Origin of the sequence: Collinsella sp. AM09-41, from assembly GCF_003473245.1 — a bacterium.
GTDB lineage: Bacteria > Actinomycetota > Coriobacteriia > Coriobacteriales > Coriobacteriaceae > Collinsella.
In genome coordinates this window covers 1-1956 of sequence record NZ_QRMJ01000020.1, presented here as the reverse complement: position 1 = coordinate 1956, position 1956 = coordinate 1, and the positions used below count along the sequence as shown (strand labels likewise).

Here is a 1956-nt window from a genome sequence, read left to right as displayed (position 1 = left end):
CGGAGCCTCGCCCTCGTGCGGACCGGATTTCCCTGGTCCGCGGGCCGCGCTCCATCACGGGGACGTCCAGAACCCCGCCGAGCCACCCCCATCCGTCGCCCCGTCGGTCGTAGCGCCGCGTGCGCGGTGCAGGAATGTCTGCCTGCTGCGCGTCGGCTACGCCTTCCGGCCTCGCCTTAGCCCCCGACTGACCCTGGGAGGATTAGCCTTGCCCAGGAAACCTCGGGTTCACGGCGGACGAGTTACTCTCTCGTCTCTCGCTACTCATGCCAGCATTCTCACTCCCATGCGCTCCACCGCCGGTCGCCCGGCGGCTTCCCCGCCCATGGGAAGCTCCCCTACCGATTCTAATGAATTAAAATCCCGCCGCTTCGGTGTCCAGCTTAGCCCCGTGTATTGTCGGCGCATGTCCACTCGACCAGTGAGCTGTTACGCACTCTTTGAATGCATGGCTGCTTCTAAGCCAACATCCTGGTTGTCTGGGCGGACGCACATCCTTTGCCACTCGGCTGGAACTTGGGGACCTTAGCGGGCGGTCCGGGCTGTTTCCCTCTCGAGCACACAGCTTAGCCCACATGCTCTGACTGCCGCGCTCTGGGCCGCCGGCATTCGGAGTTCGGTTGGATTCGGTAGGCGGCGAAGCCCCCTCGTCCATCCGGTGCTCTACCTCCGGCGGTGAACGCGCGACGCTAGCCCTAAAGCTATTTCGGGGAGAACGAGATATCTCCGGGTTTGATTGGCCTTTCACCCCTATCCGCAGGTCATCGCCGCCGTTTTCAACCGACGTGCGTTCGGCCCTCCACGGGGTCTTACCCCCGCTTCAGCCTGCCCACGGATAGCTCACCCGGCTTCGCGTCCGCGGCGCGGGACTCAAGTCGCCCTGTTAAGGCTCGCTTTCGCTCCGGCTCCCTTTCGGTTAACCTCGCCCCGCGCCAGCGACTCGCTGGCTCATTCTACAAAAGGCACGCCGTCACACCATATAGGTGCTCCGACTGCTCGTGGGCGCACGGTTTCAGGTACTGTTTCACTCCCCTCCCGGGGTGCTTTTCACCTTTCCCTCACGGTACTGGTGCGCTATCGGTCACAGGGTAGTACTCAGGCTTGGATGGTGGTCCACCCAGGTTCGGACCGGGTTTCACGTGCCCGGCCCTACTCAGGGACCGCGTCGCGCCGTCCGGTCTGGGTTCGCGTACGGGGCTGTCACCCGCTGCGGCCGGCCCTCCCATGCCGTTCCGCTCCCCAGCCGGACCTGCGCCCGGGGGCGGCAGCCCCCGGATGCGCGGCCCTGCAACCCCGTCGGCGGAACCCCTGCCGGGTATGCCCGCTCGACGGTTTGGCCATCGGTCCCCTTTCGCTCGCCGCTACTCGGGGAGTCTCGAGATTGATTTCCTCTCCTCCGGGTACTTAGATGTTTCAGTTCCCCGGGTTGTCCTCCCCGCCCCTATGTGTTCGGGGCCGGGATATCCACACTGCTGTGGATGGGTTCGCCCATTCGGAGACCCCCGGGTCGAAGGATGTGTGCTCCTCGCCGGGGATTATCGCAGCTTGCCGCGTCCTTCATCGGCTCCCTGTGCCAAGGCATCCGCCGTGCGCCCGTGGTATCTTGCGGGACCGCTCTCGGGCCCGCGGGATATCCACGTGTCGCTAATATCAATTAATCGATATCATGAATAGCGCTCGTATGTCGCAATTCGGGTATCTCATACCGCGGCACAGTAGTTGACTGTGCTCGCGATCAGATGCTCCTCACTCATATATAAGTGAATTCTTCTTGTTTGGATCGGATGAATGATTGCTATCATTCTGTCTTTCATGAATAGCGCTCGTATGTCGCAATTCGGGTATCTCATACCGCGGCACAGTGTCTTCACTGTGCTCGCGATCAGATGCTCCTCACTCATTAATAAGTGAATTCTTCTTGTTTGGATCGGATGAATGATTGCTATCATTCTGTCT

1 rRNA gene (only partly in view) is annotated in these 1956 nt (G+C 61.6%); it reads right to left on the bottom strand.

Annotated elements, in window-relative coordinates:
- A 23S ribosomal RNA gene (locus tag DW112_RS10025) occupies positions 1-1609 on the bottom strand (it extends 1641 nt beyond the left edge of the window).
- Positions 1610-1956 lie beyond the last annotated feature (347 nt).